Genomic DNA, 16,315 nt, shown 5'->3' on the forward strand with positions numbered 1-16,315 from the left:
GAAGAGGCACGGAGGGAAGGAGCGGGTGCGACTCCGAAGAGGTCGGCGCCGCCTATCTCGCCCCAGCGTTAGCCAGCCGTAGGCGAGCCGGGTGCGGGTCGGAAGTCAATACCAAGGCTCAAGTCGCAAAGGGTTCCGCGAGCGATTGATTTCCTCACGTGACCATCTACTTTCGCGGCAGTGTGAAGGCTTCCACCGGTCGAGGCTGCACGCTGGCGGGCATGCCGCGAGGAGAGACTTTGAAACATCTACGCACGACGCTCGGGCTCAAGAGCAAATCGGAACTTGGGATGATCCTCCCGCACGAGCACGTTTTCGTCGACCTCAGAACGCCCGGCCAGCCCGGTTATGCCGAAGCAAACGTCGAAGACGTCGTTCGGCTGATGGCCCCCGAGATCGAGCGGATCAAAAAGCTCGGGGTGACGGCACTGGTTGAGTGCTCCACGGGCGGGGTCGGACGTCGTGCGGATATCGATCTTGCGGTTTCGCTTGCAACGGATTTTCCGATCGTCGTTCCCACTGGCATTTACCGCGAGCCTTGGATTCCTGAATGGGTCCGCCAAGCTTCGGAGGAAAAGTTGGAGGCTTGGATGCTTCGCGAGCTGACGGAGCAGATCGATGAGACCGGGTTCCAGGCAGGCTGGATCAAGCTCAGCGCCGGCGATGACGGCATGACTGCGCTCGAGACAAAAATCCTGAGGGCAGCCGCGCGCGCCGCGGCCCAGACGAACGCCGTGATCGGCAGTCATACGATCCGAGGACGGGTCGTCATGGATCAGCTCGACGTCATCGAGGCGGAAGGCTACAGGGCCGACAGGTTCATCTCGATCCACACGCAGGAGGAAAAGGACTTCGCCTATCACCTCGCTGTCGCCGAGCGAGGCGCTTGGATCGAGTATGATCATGTCGGTCGGAGTGAGGATGACGATGTAGCCGAGCTCGTGATCAGGGCGCTGGAGGCGGGCTGCGGCGACCGAATGTTGTTGAGCCATGACCGCGGCTGGTTCGATCCGGCGTTGCCGAAGGGCGGGATACCAAAGCCATACACCCACCTTTCCACCGTCTTGTTGCCCGAGCTGAAACGGCGGGGCATAGACGATAGCATCCTGATGCGCCTGACACACGACAATCCGTTTGAGGCTTTCGCCCGATAACGCGTGCCCCGATGGCGGCCGTCCAACCGTCCGACCAATCGGACGCTGACAAGAGCCCTGTTTATGCTGGCCGATCCTCTTCGAATAAAAGCGCCATGCCGATCGCATTAATGAATCGGCCGTCAATTCGCGCCGCCCGCCGGAAGATGCCTTCGCGCACGAAGCCCACCTTTTCATAGAGAGCAATGGCACGGCTGTTGTCTTCGTAGACATCGAGCTCGACCCTCAGGAAACCGGCTTCCTGCGCCGCCTTCAACGTGGTGTCGATGAGCTTTCGCCCCAACCCTTTGCCGCGATAGGCGGGAAGAATTCCCATTCCGAGGCGTCCGCGATGGGCGTTCGACGGGAAGAAGTGCCGGCTGATATCGCACCAGCCGACGACCTCGTCCTCGGTCAGGGCGACGAATTGCGGATTGCCTTTGGCAATCATTCCCATCACGAAATCGCGCGTCTGCGGCAGGGGCGTTGCTTACAGCAATGTCAGAATTGTCGAAACGGTCGCCGGCCCCGCCCGGCAAATACCCACAGGGAGCAATTCATCCTCCGTCAACCTTTGCGTGTCAACTTCAGAGCAGCAAACGCCGTCAAAAGGTTGCGGGTATTGAAGGTCGGGCTCACATCGCACATCACGTTCGTCCTGGTGACGCTCACCTGCGCTGCAGCGGTGTTGTTCTGCGGCTTTGCCTGGCTTGCCTCCGTGAAGGTCGATGATTTCTACCTGCGCCGGCAGGCCGATTTCGTCGCCCAGGGACTGGAAGAGCAAATACACGCGCTTCCGCGCGAGCAGGAAAGCGTCACCAAATGGGACGACGCTTTCCTTTACGCCAAGCAGCGGAACCATGAATGGCTGCTGGAGAATATCGGCCAGTGGACGAGCCGCTATTTCGGGCACGACAGGACCTATATTTTCGATGATGCCAACCGGCTGATGTTTGCCTTCCGCGATGGCGTGGATGCCATGCCGCCGCGGCTCGGCAGCGACGACGGCGCGCAAATGGCCGCTCTTGCCAACGAAATGCGCGCCGCTCTCGTCGATGGGGCTGCCAAGCCTGGCGCAGAGCCGCTTGGCCAGCTGGCCAGGGTTCGCACGATCATGATCGGCAACAGGCCGGCGATCGCAAGTGCGCGCCCGATGCTGCCAAGCTCGACGCGGATGCAGATCCAGGCAGGCCAGGAATTCATCGCGGTCTCCGTCAAGTTCATCGACGGAAAAGTTGCCGAAAACATTTCCCATTACGCCAGGCTCGAAGGTCTGCGTTTTACACTTTCGGAGGGCCCGGACGAGCGGGCTCAGGTGCCTGTATCGTTACATGACGGCGGGATGATCGGCTATCTGGTGTGGCAGCCGATCCGGCCAGGATTCATGCTGCTTCAGCAGATTGCGCCGGCGGGGCTCGGCTGTCTGGTCCTGTTGATCGCCGCGGTGTTCTGGCTCGGACGAGGACTGCATCGCACTTCGCTGACCCTGCTGGACAGCCAGGCTGAGCTCACCCATCATCGCAACCATCTGGAAGAGATGGTTGCGGATCGAACAGCCGAAATCGAAAGACAGAGGGAAGAACTGGACCGGTTGCTGGTGCACGAACGCCAGGTGAATGCGCTGCAGCGCCAGTTCGTCGCCATGGCGTCGCACGAATTTCGAACGCCGCTTGCAATTATCGACGCAGCCGCCCAGCGGCTCTGCCGCTCGACGACCAACGTCAGCGGCGAATATGTTCACGAAAAAGCCGGAGTGATCCGCAGCGCCGTGGTGCGCATGGTCGATCTCATGGAGAGCATCCTTGCGAGCGGCCGGCTCGAAACCGGACAGATCATCCTGAAGCGGAGCGAAGGTGATCTGAAAGCCTTGCTCGTCACCTGCTGCGACAGGCAGCGCGAGCTCAGCCCTTCGCATGTTTTCCATCTCGATCTCCAGCCCATCCCTGACCGATTGACTTTCGATCGAGGCGCGATGGAACAGGTCTTCACCAATCTGATTTCGAACGCCGTCAAATATTCGCCCAATGCGCCTGACATTTACATTCGCGCTGGGGTTGACGAAAAGATGGTGCAAATCGCCATTGCCGATAGCGGCATCGGCATGGATGCGGATGATCTGCCGAAACTGTTTCAACCATATTACCGCGCCCGCAGCGCGACGGGTATCGCCGGAACCGGCATTGGCCTGAACGTCGTCAAGCAGGTCATCGAGCTGCACGGCGGCACCGTCGAGGTGGCGAGCGAGCTTGGCAAGGGCACAACATTCACCATTTCTCTGCCAATAGAATGTCTATTGTCGGATCAACAAGTCGCAGCTTAAGGAAGAGCTTATGGTTACAGTCCTGTGCATAGAAGACGAAGTCGAGATCCGCAATCTCCTCGTCGAAGAGTTGAGCGAGGCCGGCTACAGGACGCTCGAGGCTTCGAACGGCGCCGAAGGCCTGGAAATGATCCTGTCGAAATGGCCCGACATCGTCATCAGCGACATTTCCATGCCTGTCATGGACGGGCACCAGCTTCTGGCGGAAATCCAGATCAATCATCCGGAGCTCTCCAACATTCCCTTCATCATGCTGACGGCGCTGACAGATCGGGAAAACACGCTCGCCGGCCTGCGGGCCGGAGCGGCGGATTATCTGACGAAGCCGCTCGACTTCGACCTGCTGCTTGCCAAGCTGGAGGGCTGCGTGACGCGGCTGGAGAACGACAAGGCGGTCAACCGCTCGTTTTAGCGGGAGGGTGCCCTGCGCCTCGCTCCACCGTGGCTTTGCTGCTTACCTTTCCTCCCTCATTCCTGTGACAAGCACAGGGATGAGGAAAGGTTAGGCGCCAGACCATCAGAGGCTTTCGTAAGCGGCTACCTTCCATCCCCTAACTCCCCAACACATCCGCCAACGCCGCAAACACTCTCGCATCCAACGTCTGCGACACATTGAACCGCATGAAATTCGTCGCCGATTGCGACAGGCTGAACGCATTGCCGGGCGCCAGCACGATTCTCTTTTCCAGTGCCGCCCGCGCTACGTTTGCTGCATCGATGCCGTCCGGCAGGCGGCACCAAAGGAACATGCCGGCCTGCGGCTCCAGCCAAGGCATTATCCCCAAGCCCTTCAGGCGGGCCGAGACTTCGGTCATTGCGCCCGCAAGGCGCTGCCGGAGCATTTCCATGTGTTTGCGGTAGCCACCGTCGCTCAAGACGTTCAGCACCAGTTCGGCGGTCATCCGGCCGCCACCGAAGGAGGTGGCGATCTTGAGATCGGTGAGACCCTCGATCCATTCGGGCCTGGCGGCGACGAAGCCGCAGCGGGCGGAGGCCGAAAGCGTCTTCGAAAAACTGCCGATATGGATGACGCGCTCCAGCCCGTCGAAAGCGGCAAGGCGGGGCGCCGGCGTATATTCGAAATCAGCGAAGATATCGTCCTCGATGATGGTGAGATCGAACTGATCGGCGAGCTTCAGAACCCGGTGGGCCGTGACGGGGGAGAGTGTTGCGCCTGTGGGATTATGGATGGCTGAGTTGGTGATGTAGAGCCGCGGGCGATGTTCGGCGAGCGTCTGTGCGAAGAGTTCGAGATCGGGGCCGGAGGGTGTGTAGGGCACGCTGACGATCTTCGCCCGATGGGCGCGCAGCAGTGCGTGAAAGTTGAAGTAGCAGGGGTCGTCGACCAGCACCGTGTCGCCGGCTTCGAGCAGGAAACGGCAGAGAAGGTCGATCGCCTGCGTGCCGGACTCGGCGAGCAGGATCTGAGCCGGGGAGGCTTCGATGCCCCGCTCGCCCATGCGGCGCGAAATTAGCTGGCGCAGCGCCGGCAGGCCGAGCGGCGAACCATAGTCGGCAAGCGCCGGTCCCTCGGCGCGGGCAAGCGTTCTGAGCCCGCGGCGCATTGCTTCGCCGGGGAGCCAGGAAGGCGGCAGCCAGCCGCAGCCGGGCTTCAGATCGCTTTCGCCGGCCTCCAGCGATTGCCGAGAAATCCAGAAGGGATCGACCGCGCGGTCGAGTTTCGGACCGGCCTCGGCCAGCGCAAAGGGTGCTGCCTGGTTGGCGACATAGAAGCCCGAACCCGGGCGCGACAGGATGGCGCCTTCGGCGACCAGACGCTCATAGGCGTCGACGACGGTCGAGGTCGAGAGCTTCATGCTGGCCGCAAGGCCGCGCACCGAGGGCAGCTTTGCCCCAGGCGTCAGGCTGCGCCCGGCGATGCGCTGCCGGATCGTCGCCATCACCGTCTCGACGCGCGTGCGTCCCGCAATCTCTTCGTTCATCCGTACTGCTTTCTGCACCATAACAGTTTTGCAAAAGCGTATCAGACCGTCACTGTCATGGCTATCCATGTCAGGGGATAAGGGTGAACGGCTCGTTCTTCCGGTTCCGATTCAGGTAAGGCGGCTTAGGTCATTGTTTTTATGCATGCCGTTCTCTTCAGGCCAGCGCGGTTTCGACGACATGCATCCAGGAAGGAATGCATGATGGAGCGCATGACGGCAGGATGGATCAATGGCTTGATCGGGGTGGTGATCTTCAGCGGATCGCTGCCGGCGACACGCGTGGCGGTGGCGCAGTTCGATCCGGTGTTCCTGACCGTTGCGCGCGCGGCAATCGCGGGGCTGCTGGCGCTTTGCCTGCTGATCGTCTTTCGTGAGAAGCGACCGGCGGGACGCGATATCCTCTCGCTTGCCGTGGTCGCGCTTGGCGTCGTGGTGGGTTTTCCGCTGCTGACGGCGCTGGCGCTGCAGCATGTCACATCAGCCCATTCGATCGTCTTCGTCGGCCTCCTGCCGCTCGCGACCGCCACCTTCGCCGTGATCCGCGGCGGCGAGCGGCCAAAACCAGCCTTCTGGCTGTTCTCCATCCTCGGTAGCGCCCTGGTGGCGGGCTTTGCCCTGGCGCAAGATCTGACGGCCTCGCCGGTCGGCGACCTCCTGATGCTGGCGGCAATCCTTGCTTGCGGCCTGGGTTACGCCGAGGGCGGCAGGCTGTCGCGCACGCTCGGCGGCTGGCAGGTGATCTCCTGGGCGCTGGTCTTGTCGCTGCCGATCATGATCGCGGTCGCGTTCGTCTACCGACCGGCGAGTTTTGCCGGAATAGAGACGCCGGCGCTGATCGGCCTTGCCTATGTCTCGCTGTTCTCGATGCTGATCGGCTTCATCTTCTGGTATCGCGGCCTCTCGCAGGGCGGTATCGCTGCCGTCGGCCAGCTGCAGTTGCTCCAGCCCTTCTTCGGCCTGGCGCTCGCGGCCACCCTGCTGCATGAGCCGGTCACCTGGACGATGCTTGCGGTGACGGTGGCCGTTATCTTGTGCGTGATGGGTGCACGGCGGTTCGCGAGATAGTGGTTGTGTTCCGGCGACAGTCACAAAGCCGCCACTCAATTGTCAGCAAATCGCCCAGTTGCCGCCGCACCGAGCCCTTTTCCGGGCTTCATCGTCGCGACCTCGCCAGCCTTCTGACGGCTGAGCGATTGACCGAGGCGGTTTTGCTGCCGTCCAAATCACCGGAAAAGGAATGAAAATGATCACTCGTTATACATCCCTCGCAACGATGACCGCCGCGATCTTCAGCTTCATTGCTCTCAGCCCGGCATCCGCTACGGAGCTTGCCCAGGCGCAGCAGCAGCCGCCGGCACAGGGCCAGGCGCCGATGCAGGGACAGGGTGCTAGCGGTGCGGCCGCCCCTGTCAGTGATCAGAAACTTGAGGCCTTTGCCGTTGCCTATGTGCAGGTCGATAAGGTCAGGCAGGAATATTCCGCCAAGATCGAGGCGACGAAGGACCAGGCTGCGAAGCAGAAGCTGCAGGATGAAGCCAAGAAGCAGATGGTTCAAACCGTGCAGGACTCGAACGACATCTCCGTCGAGGAATACTCGTCGATCCTGACGGCCGCGCAGAGCGATCCGACTCTCGCCAAGAAGGTTCTGGACAAGATCGGCACCCCGCCGCCGGCGCAGCCGCAGCAATAGGCTTCCGGCTAAAGTGGTTTAGCGTTTCATGGAGGCGCAGACCACTCCAATTTCTGGTTTTTACGCAATTCCGGCCGGAAAACAGCTTTACACTGTTGGAATTGCTCTAAGGCCGCAGTGCCCGCCATTATCCGGGCGCTGCTTCGAAGCGTGCGTTTTACGGTCAGATCCGGTCGAAAACGTTGGGCTGCAGTTTGCCGATCCTCATCAGATGCTGCAGCGTGTATGTCAGGGAAAGAGCATCGTCGAGCCCGTCATGCGCCTGTAATGGAGGATGTTCGACGCCGTAATAGTCGGCGAGCTTGTTGCTCGGCGTCTTTGCCAGATCCTCGATCGGCATTCCCGCAGCCAGCAGAAGCTTGACGGCGTTGTCGAAACGGCGGGCCGGAATGGGCGGTTGAATGCCGGCGACGTAGCAGCTGATGGCCACCATGTTCATCTCATCCTTGCCCCAGGACCAGAACCGGGCGCCGCCCGAGAAGCTGTCGACAGCAGAAAGCGCATCCTGCAAGGCGACGCCATGAGTGTCGATATCCTTCTCGGTAATGCCCGTGAGATCGGTGAAATAAGGATCGAGAGGATATCTTCTGCCGAAGCGGTCGACCGCCTTGATATAGGACCTGTGCGTATCGAGGATCGCAAATTCGCCTTCGAGACCTAGCTTCACGGCGCCGATCTCAGCGATGACGGGATCGGGATCATGCGCCGCGCACCAGAACCTGCGCGGCGAGCCTTCGACGCAAAGAAATTCACAGTCGAATATGATGGCGGTCTTCATCGTCGATGCTGCTGAAACAAAAAGCGAGCTGAGGCTCGCGGACGCTACCGCATCCTGTTCGCTCGTGGCAATCTCCGGGCGCGGTATTTTCTGCAAGCTGCACGGAGTTGAGAGCGGAGCACCAATGATCGAAATCGGCCGGCCGCTTGGCTCCGGCAAGGAAGCCGAAGTCTTCGAATACGGGGTGCTGGCGCTCAAGCTCTATCGGCACCCCGCCTCGAAAGCGTCGGCCTTCCGCGAAGGGGCGAACCTTGCGATCGTCGAGACGCTTTCGCTGCCGGCACCAAAAGTTCATGCGGTCTGCGCGTTCGATGGGCGCTGGGGCGTGGTGATGGAGCGGGCGCCAGCCGCGTGTTTTGCGGAACGGCTCGTCTCGACGGCGGGAGACGCTGCCTTCGGCGAGATGGCGCAGCTGCATTGCAGCATCCACAAGCAGCCGGGCGAGGGGCTGCCGTCCCTCTTGGCGCGTCTCTCGGCCAGGATCCGGCGGGCGGAGGGATTGGATGCCGCGGCGAGAAAGCGGCTGCTGTCGATGCTCGATTCCCTTCCCGATGGCGATAGGGTCTGCCATGGCGATTTTCACCCGTGGAATATTCACGGATCGGGGCAGGGCGCCATGGTCGTCGACTGGCTGGATGCCTGCTCGGGCAACCCTCTGGCGGATGTCTGCCGAAGCTACGTGCTGCTGCGCCATGCGATCCCCGATCGGGCGATGGCTTATGTCGAAGCCTATGCCACCGCCACAGGGGCGGAGGTCGGCGCCATCCTGGCGTGGCTTCCTGCGATCGCCGCCGCTCGCTTGGCGGAAGGAGTGGCGAAGGAGAATGACGAGCTGTTGCGGTTGGCCGAACTCCGGCATTCCCCTTAGAACGAGACGAGGAGCGCTGAAATTTCAGGGCCCGCCCCGATCCCGCGTCATCTCACTTGGCCGGCATGACGAGCGCTTCGCCCTTGCGCACGATATAGGTCGCCAGTTCCGAAGCCTTGCCGTTGCCGACGTTCTTTGCCGAGTGCACCACTCCGGAGGGAATGAACAGCGACTGGCCGGCCTTGAGTGTCACCGGCTCCCTGCCTTCGAGCTTGTATTCGAGCGTTCCCTCGAGCACGAAGGCGACCTCTTCGCCGGGATGCGAGTGGTTTGGTGCGAGCACGCCCGGAGCGAAATCGACGCGCACCTGGACGACCTCGTGGCCCGGCACGTCGATATCGTTCTTGATGAGGTCGGTGCGCTCTATCGGCTGCTCCGCATGCGCTGCCGCCGCGCCGCCGAGAACAATGGCGAGCACCATGGCCTGGATCATTTTCATTGTGTCATCCTTCCTGAATTGACCGTTCCGGCTCGTTGGCCGCATCGCCATTTCAGTCGATGATTGAACCAGGCATGTGTCGAGGAACCCCTATTTTTGTAAGCGAGTGTATCTGATGACCTGACCGGTCTTTCCAGTAAGGCGCGATTTCTTACGCGAACCGCATCGCGGATCTCGCGCGCGCCTTCGCCGCCACTTCCTCGCGATCGCGAGGCGGTTGAGACGTCTCCATTGAATCCAGCAGCTCGCGGGCGCAGGCAGCGATCGAGCTGACGGCGCGTTCGAACGCGGCCTCATTGCGCTTCGAGGGCTTGGTCGTTCCGCTGAGCTTGCGCACGAACTGGAGCGCGGCATCGTGAATCTCTTCGTCCGTCGCCGGCGGATCGAAATTGAACAGAGGTTTTATATTTCGGCACATGGTTTGCTCACGTGATTTTCTCTCTGCCGCCGGAGGGCAGCGTCCTCGCATGAAAGGTAGTCGCGTGAGCGTGAAATGCAACCGCCCCAGGGGGAAGCTGCGCCCTGAACGCGTTCAGGGGATCAGCGAGCGGAAGCCGATGATTGGAGCTAGCGATGCCTTGGGAAACCTGTATTTCTTTGCAAGCGTGTGTCTCTGCGGCGCGGCCGCTTGATGTTAGAAAGAGGTAATGGATATCAAAAGCCTCGTACCTCGTGACAAACATGATCTTGCGGCAGTCTCGGCCGTCGAGAAGGCCGGCTATCCTGCGGTGGCGTCAATTCTCGATGATCTGCTGGGATGGACCGCTGACGGCAATTGGCCGGTCGCTGGACCGCTTGCGCGGTTTCTGGCATCGCTTGGCGACCCCATCGTCGAGCCTGTCATGCGTGTACTTGCAGGAAACGACTCCACCTGGAAGTATTTTTGTCTGGATCTGATTATTCGCCATCTTCCTGCTGATTGTATTGGCAGGCTGTACGAGGTGCTCTATCAGCTATCAATCAATCCGAATGACGATGATCGCGCCGAGGGCGTGGATGCGGTCGCGCGAGAAGTGCTGGCATAATTTCTTGATTGCGAGAGTGATTGTCTCCTGATCTTATCGATGCCGATGGAATAGCCTGTTTCGTTGTGCCGTGCCGTACCCCCCCTCTGGCCTGTCGGGCATCTCCCCCACAAGGGTGGAGATCGGCTGGGCGTGATGGCTGCCCCAAACTACGAACGTATAGCTGCTGCACCACGGTCACAAGGGAGCGATGATCCAACCACTTGCCGATCTGCCTCCTTGTGGGGGAGATGCCCGGCAGGGCAGAGGGGGTGCGCGGCACGGCTTGCCCGGCAAGGGCGATCCCGCAGCTCCCTCGTATTTCAAGCCGCCGAAGTCGAACCTCTCACGTCGAGCGTCGCAATATCCGTCACACCCCCCGACGACTCGAAATCGAAGATCTTCTGCGTCACCAGCGCCGCCGCTCCTCTTGCCCAGGAATTGTCCTCCCAGTCGGGCAGCAGCGGCGGGGCGGTGCGGAAGGTGCGGGCGGCGAGCGCTTCGCGCAGCGGCGTGAGGAAGGGGTCGCCGAGGGAGACGGCCTCGCCGCCGGCGACGATGACTTCGGGGTCGGTGATGTTGACGAGGTTGGCGAGTGCGATGCCGATGCCGCGGCCGGATTCGGCGACGAGGGTGAGGGCGGTGGCGTCGCCCGATGAAAGCGCTTCGCGGAGTTCGGGCAGGCCGAGCTCGTCGCCGCGGCCGGTCGCTTCGCGCCAGCGGCGCAGCATCGAGAGCTCGGAGTGATAGGCCATCAGGCAGCCGCGTTTGCCGCATTCGCAGAGGCGGCCGTTCTCCTCAAACAGCGTGTGGCCGAATTTGCCGGCCGCGCCATTGGCGCCGCGATAGAGCTTGCCGTCGATGACCAGCGCGCAGCTGATGCCGACGCCGACGGCGAGCACCGCCATGTTGCGGTGCTGGCGGCCGAGGCCGAAGAGCTGCTGGGCGATGGCATAGGCATTGGTATCGTCCTCCAGCCAGACGGGCACATGGACGCGGCTCGCGACCAACGCGGCCAGCGGAACGTTGTCCCATTTGAAGCGGTGGCTGCGCACGCAGGCGGTCTGCTCGTGGTTGATCACGCCGGGCATGGATATGCCGATGCCGGCGAGCTTGGCCTTCGGCCGGCCGGCGAGCTTCACCAGCTCGGGCACCGTGCCCGCCAGGAGATCGGCGACATAATCCGGATCGTGGCCATCAAGGCCGACGCGCATGGCGGCGACCGGATTGGTGGCGAGATCCGTCGCGACGCATTCCACCGAATCCACCATCAGCTTGAAGCCGAGCGCGAGCGAATGCTCGTAATTGATCTCGACTGGGATCGGCCGGCGACCGGCCAGGCCGGGCACTGCCTTGCCCTCGGTAACGATGCCCTCTTCCAGCAGGTCCGCGACGACGAAGGTGACGGCGGCGGGGCTCAAGCCGATGACGGTGGCGATATCGGCGCGGCTCCTCGGCCCTTCGCGGCGGAGAAGGTTGAGGATGAGGCGTCGGTTCATGGCTCTCGCCGTGGTCTGGTCGCCTTTCAGCTTCACGATGCATTCCTTAATTTTGTAAATTAATTATTGCGAGGTCGCACATTCTATGCATAAGTTCGGCCGCCGATCAACTGAGGCAGCCGGATTGTACGGTCGAGTTCAGGAGGCGGGATCGGCGCGTTGAAGGCCTGCGTGAGCGCGCTCCAAGGAGGAGGCGGCTCGGGCCAGGCGGTGTTGTCGATCAACCGGGAGGAATTCAATGGTATTCTTAAAGCATTTTCCCTCAACCACCCGCAGAAGCTTCCTGAAAGGGGCGGGCGTGGTTTCGGCGGCGGCGGTGACGGGCAGCTTTCCGATGCCCGCAGTCGCGCAGGCGCAGGACGTCACCATCATCTCGTCGGAGAATAACGGCGCCGCCCTCGATGCGCTGAAGTCGATCGCGGCGGGCTTTACCAAAGAAGCCGGCGTCAACGTCGTCGTCAACAATATGGACCACGAGGCCCACAAGACGGCGATCCGCAACTATCTCGTCGCCGGCGCGCCCGACATCTGCTTCTGGTTCTCGGGCAACCGCATGCGCGCCTTCGTCAAGCGCGGCTTGTTCGACGATATTTCCGACCTTTTCGAGAAGGAAAAATACAAGGACGTGCTGGGTGCGACGGCCGGCGCCGTCACCGAAGACGGCAAGCAATACGGCCTGCCCACCGGCGGCACGCTCTGGGGCATGTTCTACCGCAAGGATGTGTTCGAGCAGCATGGCCTGACGGTGCCGAAGACAGCCGAGGAATTCATGGCCTATGGCGAAAAGTGCAAGGCGGCAGGCATCACCCCGGTTGCGATCGGCACCAAGGAATTGTGGCCGGCGGCCGGCTGGTTCGACCAGATGAACCTGCGCATCAACGGCCTCGACAGGCACATGGCGCTGATGAACGGCGAGATGAGCTATCTCGATCCGGCGCTGACGCCGGTCTTCGATCAGTGGGAAGCGATGATATCAAAGGGCTTCTTCACGCCGAACCACACCTCATTCGGCTGGCAGGAGGCCGCGGCTCTGCTCGCACAGAAGAAGGCCGGCATGATGAACCTCGGCGCCTTCCTGCGTTCGGCCTTCACCGAGGCTGATTTGCCGCAGCTTGCTTATGCGACCTTCCCGGTGCTCGACCCGAAGATCGGCCATTTCGAGGAGTTCTCGGTCAATTCAGTCCATATTCCCGCCAAGGCGAAGAACAAGCAGGGCGCGCGCGATTTCCTCGCCTATTTCTACAAGCCGGAGAACCTGGCGGCCTATCTGGAGCCGGGCGGCAACGTGCCGCCGCGCAACGACCTCCCGCCGAGCAAGGATCCGCTCGTCAATGTCGCCGTCGAAACGATGAAGACGGTGCAAGGCGCCTCGCAATATTACGACCGCGACAGCGACCCCGACATGGCCCAGGCCGGCCTTGTCGGCTTCCAGGAGTTCATGGCGAAGCCCGATCGGCGCAAGGCGATCCTGACGCGGCTCGAGGGCACGCGGAAGCGGATTTATAAGATCTGATCATCGGCGACGTGCTCTGAAGCTGCCCCTCACCCTAACCCTCTCCCCGCTTGCGGGGAGAGGGGACGTGCCCTGCGAGGCGCTGGTGAGGGACGGAGAGGTCGCGGCTCGGTCCCTTCGCCCCGTGTGCGGGGAGAAGGTGGCGGCAGCCGGATGAGGGGCAGTCCCACGAGCGGCGGCCTGGTCACACAAGAGGTTCTCGACATGCAGACAACATGGCGCCGCCAGCGGTGGTGGCTGACTCCGGTTTTGCTCATCGCGCCGGCGATCGTGCTGTTCTTCACCGTCATCCTGCTCTCGGCTATCCGCAGCGTCTGGATCAGTTTTCACGAGTGGGACGGGTTCGGCGACATGGTCTGGATCGGGCTCGGCAATTACGTCGAGCTCTACAACGATCCGCAATTCTACGTGTCGCTGAAGAACAATCTGATCTGGCTGATCATGTTCATGGCGGCACCGCCGATCGGGCTCGCCATCGCGCTCCTGGTCAACCAAAAAATCGCGGGCATGCGCTTCCTGAAGTCGCTGTTCTTCATTCCGCTGGTGCTGGCTTCTGTGACGGTGGGCGTCGTCTTCACCTGGGTCTATACGCCGGAATTCGGGCTGCTGGCGCTGATCTTCCGGGCCTTCGGGGCGGTGGCGCCGGCGGTGCTTTCCGATGAGCATTTCGTCACTTTCGCGATCGTCATCGCCGCACTCTGGCCGCAGATCACCTTCTGCATGGTGCTTTATCTCGCCGGCCTCAACAATTTGAGCGAAGAGCTGATCGGGGCCGGCCGCGTCGATGGCGCTCGGGGCTGGAACATGCTGCGCCACATCGTGCTGCCGCAGCTGACCCAGGTCACCTTCATCGCCATCGCAGTCACTGTCGTGGGCGCGCTGCGCTCCTTCGACATGATCTCCGTCATGACCGCGGGCGGGCCGTTCGGATCGTCCTCGGTGCTCGCCTATCAGATGTACGAGCAGTCGATCTTCTCCTACCGCTTCGGCTACGGCGCGGCGATCGCCTCGGTGCTCTTCGTGATCATGGCCGTGTTCATCGCCTGGTATCTCACCCACATCATCCGCAGCGAAGAGAGGGGAGGCTGATGTATCCTCGTCCGATACCCGAAACCGCGATCTGGCAGCGCCGCCTCTATGTGTTCGCCGTCGTCGTCGTGCTCATCCTCTGGCTCTGCCCGCTCTTTGCGATCGTCCTCACCTCCTTCCGCTCGACGGCCGATGTGATGGGCGGCAATCTCTGGGGCTGGCCGACCGAGATCGGCGTCATCGACAATTACAGGGACGTCTTCACCGACACGCCGATGGCGCGCTATTTCTTGAACAGCCTGACGATCACCATTCCCTCTGTCATCGGCGTGCTCGTCATGTCGACGCTCGCCGGCTTCGTGCTGTCGCGCTACCGCTTTCGCGGCAACATGCTGATCTTCGCGCTCTTCGTCGGCGGCAATTTCCTGCCGCACCAGATCATGATGATCCCCGTGCGCGACCTGATGGTGCGGCTCGACCTGATCGATACGACGGTGGCGCTGATCATCTTCCACGTCGCCTTCCAGACGGGCTTTGCGACGCTCTTCATGCGCAATTTCATCGCCGCCCTTCCCGACGAGCTGTTCCAGGCAGCCCGCGCCGAAGGGGCTTCGCCTTTTCAGACGCTCATCCATGTGGTGATCCCGCTGGTGCGGCCGGCGCTCGCGGCGCTCGCCATCCTGATCTTCACCTTCGTCTGGAACGACTATTTCTGGGCCGTGGTGCTGACCGTCAGCGACAGCGTCAAGCCGGTTACGGCGGGCCTTGCCAATCTGCGCGGCGAGTGGGTCTCGGCCTGGAACCTGGTTTCGGCCGGCACGATCGTCGTCGCCGTGCCGCCCGTCGTGATGTTCTTCCTGATGCAGCGGCATTTCATCGCCGGCCTCACCATGGGCGCGGTTAAGGGATGAGCCGGCGTCTTCCGTTTCAACAAGAGAGGGCCAGGACATGACCAGTCTCGAACTTCGTGCGATCAACAAGAATTACGGTTCCTATCACGCGCTGCGCGGCATCGATCTATCCGTGGCGCAGGGCGAGTTCATCGTCATGGTCGGCCCGTCCGGCTGCGGCAAGTCCACGCTTCTGAAGTCGATCGCCGGCCTGGAAGCGATCTCGTCGGGCCAGGTCCTGATCAACGGCCGCGATGTCAGCCGGCAGGAGCCGGGCGATCGCGGCATCGCCATGGTCTTCCAGTCCTATGCGCTCTATCCGCACATGACGGTGGCGGAAAACATGGGCTTCGGCCTGCGCATGGCCAAGCGCCCGAAGGTCGAGATCGATGCGGCGGTCGCCCGCGCCGCCAGGATCCTGCGCATCGACGACCAGCTGGACAAGCGGCCGAAGCAGCTTTCCGGCGGCCAGCGGCAGCGCGTGGCGATCGGCCGGGCGATCACCCGCTCACCCGAGGTCTTCCTGTTCGACGAGCCGCTGTCGAACCTCGATGCGGCGCTGCGCACCCAGATGCGCGTGGAGCTCAGCAGCCTGCATGCCGAACTCGGCGCCACCATGGTCTACGTCACCCACGACCAGGTGGAGGCGATGACCATGGCAAGCCGCATCGTCGTGTTGAACAAGGGCATCATCGAGCAGGTCGGCTCGCCGCTGGAGCTTTATCGCAACCCCGACAATCTCTTCGTCGCCGGCTTTCTCGGCGCGCCGCGCATGAATTTTCTCGGCGTCACCATCGATGCCGTCTCCGGCCGCAACGTGACCGTTTCCGCGCCCGGCCTTGCACCGCTCACGGTGGAGCTCTCGCAGCCGACGTCGCTTGCAAAGGGCGCGGGCTTGACGCTCGGCGTGCGGCCGGAGGCGATCTCCGTGGTCGCCGAGGGCAGCGAGGGCGGGGCCGTGCATGGCGAAGTCCGCCTCGTCGAGCACCTGGGCCGCGAGACCATCCTCTATGTCGATGCCGGCAATCTCCGCACCATCGCCTCGGAAAGCGGCACCGGCAACATCACCGCGCAGCTCTCCTACGTCGCGCCCTTTGCCGCCGGGCAGAAGGTGGCGCTGAAGCTCGATGCCAACGAGCTCTATCTCTTCTCCCCCGATGGCGGCCGCACGATCAGCACCCGCAAGACCATTCTCGACAAATAAGG

Annotated in this window: 16 protein-coding genes and 1 pseudogene; 11 read left to right on the forward strand and 6 right to left on the reverse strand. The window is 62.1% G+C overall.

Annotated elements, in window-relative coordinates:
• The first annotated feature begins 239 nt into the window (after window positions 1–239).
• Window positions 240–1,154 carry an esterase gene (locus FFR93_RS11335; protein ID WP_138393275.1) on the forward strand — a complete coding sequence of 305 codons (915 nt, stop codon included), beginning with the start codon at window positions 240–242 and terminating at the stop codon, window positions 1,152–1,154.
• A 61-nt stretch (window positions 1,155–1,215) separates the two neighbouring features.
• Here FFR93_RS11335 and FFR93_RS11340 read toward each other — a convergent pair.
• Window positions 1,216–1,638, reverse strand: a pseudogene (locus FFR93_RS11340) (GNAT family N-acetyltransferase); the annotation flags it as partial.
• Window positions 1,639–1,707: 69 nt separating this feature from the next.
• On the opposite strand from FFR93_RS11340, the gene FFR93_RS11345 reads away from it, so the two are divergent.
• Together FFR93_RS11345 and FFR93_RS11350 are read left to right on the forward strand one after the other, a co-directional pair.
• On the forward strand, window positions 1,708–3,453 hold the full coding sequence (locus tag FFR93_RS11345) for an ATP-binding protein (protein WP_138393277.1): 1,746 nt from the start codon (window positions 1,708–1,710) through the stop codon (window positions 3,451–3,453).
• Window positions 3,454–3,463: 10 nt separating this feature from the next.
• Window positions 3,464–3,865: a response regulator gene (locus tag FFR93_RS11350; RefSeq protein WP_064694529.1), complete on the forward strand. Its 402-nt coding sequence runs from the start codon at window positions 3,464–3,466 to the stop codon at window positions 3,863–3,865.
• A gap of 139 nt (window positions 3,866–4,004) precedes the next feature.
• Here FFR93_RS11350 and FFR93_RS11355 read toward each other — a convergent pair whose 3' ends face one another.
• A complete protein-coding gene (locus FFR93_RS11355; protein WP_138393278.1) occupies window positions 4,005–5,417 on the reverse strand; it encodes a PLP-dependent aminotransferase family protein in 1,413 nt (470 codons plus the stop codon).
• A gap of 183 nt (window positions 5,418–5,600) precedes the next feature.
• Between FFR93_RS11355 and FFR93_RS11360 the strand changes: the two genes are divergently transcribed.
• Together FFR93_RS11360 and FFR93_RS11365 are read left to right on the forward strand one after the other, a co-directional pair.
• Window positions 5,601–6,464, forward strand: a complete 864-nt coding sequence (locus tag FFR93_RS11360; RefSeq protein WP_138393488.1) for a DMT family transporter — start codon at window positions 5,601–5,603, stop codon at window positions 6,462–6,464.
• A 178-nt stretch (window positions 6,465–6,642) separates the two neighbouring features.
• Window positions 6,643–7,089, forward strand: a complete 447-nt coding sequence (locus FFR93_RS11365; protein WP_064706110.1) for a DUF4168 domain-containing protein — start codon at window positions 6,643–6,645, stop codon at window positions 7,087–7,089.
• A 163-nt stretch (window positions 7,090–7,252) separates the two neighbouring features.
• On the opposite strand, the gene FFR93_RS11370 is transcribed toward FFR93_RS11365, so the two are convergent.
• Window positions 7,253–7,867, reverse strand: coding sequence for a 3'-5' exonuclease (locus FFR93_RS11370; protein ID WP_138393279.1), 615 nt, complete (start codon window positions 7,865–7,867; stop codon window positions 7,253–7,255).
• 124 nt (window positions 7,868–7,991) lie between these two features.
• Here FFR93_RS11370 and FFR93_RS11375 point away from each other — a divergent pair, with 124 nt between their 5' ends.
• Window positions 7,992–8,735, forward strand: a complete 744-nt coding sequence (locus FFR93_RS11375; RefSeq protein ID WP_138393280.1) for an aminoglycoside phosphotransferase family protein — start codon at window positions 7,992–7,994, stop codon at window positions 8,733–8,735.
• Between the two features lie 52 nt (window positions 8,736–8,787).
• Here FFR93_RS11375 and FFR93_RS11380 read toward each other — a convergent pair whose 3' ends face one another.
• Window positions 8,788–9,174, reverse strand: coding sequence for a cupin domain-containing protein (locus tag FFR93_RS11380; protein WP_138393281.1), 387 nt, complete (start codon window positions 9,172–9,174; stop codon window positions 8,788–8,790).
• Window positions 9,175–9,325: 151 nt separating this feature from the next.
• Complete coding sequence (locus tag FFR93_RS11385; protein ID WP_064705431.1) at window positions 9,326–9,592, reverse strand: DUF2277 domain-containing protein; 267 nt, start codon at window positions 9,590–9,592, stop codon at window positions 9,326–9,328.
• 229 nt (window positions 9,593–9,821) lie between these two features.
• Here FFR93_RS11385 and FFR93_RS11390 point away from each other — a divergent pair, with 229 nt between their 5' ends.
• Complete coding sequence (locus FFR93_RS11390; RefSeq protein ID WP_064705430.1) at window positions 9,822–10,199, forward strand: DUF5071 domain-containing protein; 378 nt, start codon at window positions 9,822–9,824, stop codon at window positions 10,197–10,199.
• 302 nt (window positions 10,200–10,501) lie between these two features.
• On the opposite strand, the gene FFR93_RS11395 is transcribed toward FFR93_RS11390, so the two are convergent.
• Entirely contained in the window at window positions 10,502–11,713 is a 1,212-nt protein-coding gene (locus FFR93_RS11395) for an ROK family protein (protein WP_138393282.1), read from the reverse strand.
• 202 nt (window positions 11,714–11,915) lie between these two features.
• Here FFR93_RS11395 and FFR93_RS11400 point away from each other — a divergent pair, with 202 nt between their 5' ends.
• From FFR93_RS11400 to ugpC, 4 genes are all read left to right on the forward strand, one after another.
• Entirely contained in the window at window positions 11,916–13,190 is a 1,275-nt protein-coding gene (locus tag FFR93_RS11400; protein ID WP_138393283.1) for an ABC transporter substrate-binding protein, read from the forward strand.
• Between the two features lie 204 nt (window positions 13,191–13,394).
• Window positions 13,395–14,279: a sugar ABC transporter permease gene (locus tag FFR93_RS11410; RefSeq protein ID WP_138393284.1), complete on the forward strand. Its 885-nt coding sequence runs from the start codon at window positions 13,395–13,397 to the stop codon at window positions 14,277–14,279.
• Window positions 14,279–15,130: a carbohydrate ABC transporter permease gene (locus FFR93_RS11415; RefSeq protein ID WP_138393285.1), complete on the forward strand. Its 852-nt coding sequence runs from the start codon at window positions 14,279–14,281 to the stop codon at window positions 15,128–15,130. Before FFR93_RS11410 ends, FFR93_RS11415 begins: the two co-directional genes overlap by 1 nt.
• Before the next feature lie 37 nt (window positions 15,131–15,167).
• Complete coding sequence (gene ugpC, locus FFR93_RS11420; protein WP_138393286.1) at window positions 15,168–16,313, forward strand: sn-glycerol-3-phosphate ABC transporter ATP-binding protein UgpC; 1,146 nt, start codon at window positions 15,168–15,170, stop codon at window positions 16,311–16,313.
• Window positions 16,314–16,315: the final 2 nt, after the last annotated feature.

It is taken from the genome of Rhizobium sp. MHM7A, assembly GCF_005862215.1.
Taxonomy (GTDB): domain Bacteria; phylum Pseudomonadota; class Alphaproteobacteria; order Rhizobiales; family Rhizobiaceae; genus Rhizobium; species Rhizobium bangladeshense.